This window comes from Pseudomonas sp. 2VD (genome assembly GCF_005503585.1).
Lineage (GTDB): Bacteria > Pseudomonadota > Gammaproteobacteria > Pseudomonadales > Pseudomonadaceae > Pseudomonas > Pseudomonas aeruginosa.
The window spans coordinates 1-2,540 of the sequence record NZ_SCND01000553.1; the positions used below are offsets into that span (position 1 = coordinate 1).

Sequence of the window (2,540 nt, forward strand, 5' to 3'; positions counted from 1 at the left end):
GCCTTGTCCGCCGGCAGCACTTCCGCGTGTACGTCGTCGATGCCCAGGGCCTTGGCCACCACCGCCGCGCTGCCGCGGTTGTCGCCGGTGATCAGGTGGCTGTGGATATCCCGTTCGCGCAGGGCCTCCACCGCTTCGGCGGCGCCGTCCTTGAGGCTGTCGCCGAAGGCGAACAGGCCGAGCACGCGTTTCTCCGGAGCCAGTTCCAGCAGCCAGGACAGGGTGCGGCCCTCGGCCTCCCAGTCCGCGGCGGCACTCGCCAGCGCGCCGGGCTTGAGTTCCTGCTCGTCGAGCAGGCGGCGGTTGCCCAAGGCCAGCCGGCGACCCTCGACCTCGCCCTGGATGCCGCGACCGCTGAGGGCCTGGCTGGCGTTCACCGGCGGAACCTCCAGGTCGCGCTCGGCGCAGCGCTCGAGCACGGCCTTGGCCAGCGGGTGCTCGCTGCCGCGTTGCAGGGCGCCGGCGAGCCTGAGCAGTTGCTCCTGGTCGTCGCCGCCGAGGTGGATGATCTGCGGTCGCCCGGAGGTCAGGGTGCCGGTCTTGTCGAAGGCCACGCTGGTGACCGCATGGGCGACTTCCAGGGACTCGGCGTCCTTGATCAGGATGCCGTGGCGCGCGGCCACGCCGGTGCCGGCCATGATCGCGGTCGGGGTGGCCAGGCCGAGGGCGCAGGGGCAGGCGATCACCAGCACCGCCACGGCGTTCACCAGGGCCTGCTCCAGGCCGACCCCGGCGATCAGCCAGGCGCCGAGGGTGACCAGCGCGATGAGGATCACCACCGGGACGAAGACCTGGCTGACCTTGTCCACCAGCTTCTGGATCGGCGCCTTGGCGGCCTGGGCGTCTTCCACCAGGCGGATGATCTTCGCCAGCACCGTTTCCCCGCCGAGCGCAGTGGTGCGCAGGAGCAGGCGGCCTTCGCCGTTGATCGCGCCGCCGGTGACCTTGTCGCCGGGAGCCTTGGGCACCGGCAGGCTCTCGCCGGTGATCAGCGCCTCGTCGGCGTGGCTGCTGCCGTCGAGCACCTCGCCGTCCACCGGGAAGCGTTCGCCGGGACGCACCACCACCTCGTCGCCGAGGCGCAACTCGGCGATCGCCACCTCTTCCTCGCGACCGTCGCGCAGGCGCACCGCGCGCTCCGGGCGCAACGCCTCGAGGGCGCGGATGGCGCTGGCGGTCTGGCGCTTGGCGCGGCTTTCCAGGTACTTGCCGAGGAGGATCAGGGCGATCACCACGGTCGAGGCTTCGAAGTAGAGGTGCGGCATGTGGCCGGGCGGGGCGGTCAGCCAGAGGTAGACGCTGAGGCCGTAGCCGGCGCTGGTGCCGAGGGCGACCAGCAGGTCCATGTTGCCGGCACCGGCTTTCACCGCGCGCCAGGCGGAGACATAGAAGCGCGCGCCGATGACGAACTGCACCGGGGTCGCCAGGAGGAACTGCGCCCACGGCGGCAGCATCCAGTGCAGGCCGGCCCATTCCACCAGCATCGGCAGCACCAGCGGCAACGCCAGCAACAGCGCGGCGATCACCCACCAGCGTTCGCGGCGCAGGCGGCGCTCGGCATCGTCCTGGCGTGGTTGCCCCGCGTCGAGCAGGCGGGCCTTGTAGCCGGCCTGTTCCACCGCCTGCAGCAAGGCCTGGCTGTCCACGGCGCCGAGCAGGTCGAGGTGGGCGCGCTCGCTGGCCAGGTTGACGCTGACCTCGCGTACGCCGGGCACCTTCTTCAGCGCCCGCTCGACCCGGCCGACGCAACTGGCGCAGGTCATGCCCTCGATGGACAGTTCCAGGCTGCGCGCCGGAACCTGGTAGCCGGCCTGCTCGACCGCCGCCACCAGGGCCGGCAGGCTGTCCGCCGGGGCCTGTACGCGGGCCTGCTCGCTGGCCAGGTTGACCGAGGCGGCCGCGACCCCGGGCACTTTCTTCAGGGCTCGTTCGACACGGCCGGCGCAGGACGCGCAAGTCATGCCGCTGACCGGCAGATCGAGCTCGGTTAGCGTGGCGCTGTTCATGAGTCCTCCTTGGAATGGACAGAAGTGGCACCGCAGGCGCCCTGGGAGGCGCCGGTGAGATCTGTCGCCAGGTTCAGCCTTGACATCGTGTCAAGGTCAAGCCCCGGATTCATACAGGAAGGCGGCGCAGGGGGCAGTGGCGGCTTTATGTCGCAGGAGCAGGGGGGAGGGGGAATGGCGCTGGAAAACCGTTGCGGCACGGAAAAGCGGAGGGTTTTCACAGGGGTGGGACCGATAACACTAGACCTCGCGAAGGGCTGCGCCAAGGTATTTCGTCGCTTGCGGAAAAAAAACCTGCTGATGACGAAAAGTACTTTTTACCGTCATATTTTTTGCGGTATTTGTGGAACCGTAGACCGCCGAACCCTGCAGCACAGGTGGCGGCCCCGGCCCTCACCTCTGCTGTCAGGCTCTCCCCACCGGAAGAGAGAAGGCGGCTCGCCCCCCGGCGGAGCGCCGACCCGGCATTCCGTCGCCAGGCCCTTAGCAGAAGGTGATCGCGTATGGATGACCACGGACGTTCCCGCCCCACCC

Annotated in this window: 1 protein-coding gene; it reads right to left on the reverse strand. The window is 69.8% G+C overall.

Features of this window, described 5'->3' with window-relative positions:
- Positions 1 to 2,006, reverse strand: a 2,006-nt coding sequence (gene copA1 / locus FFS27_RS31550; RefSeq protein ID WP_137952488.1) for a copper-translocating P-type ATPase CopA1, incomplete at its 3' end; no start/stop codon positions are given.
- Between the last annotated feature and the right edge of the window lie 534 nt (positions 2,007 to 2,540).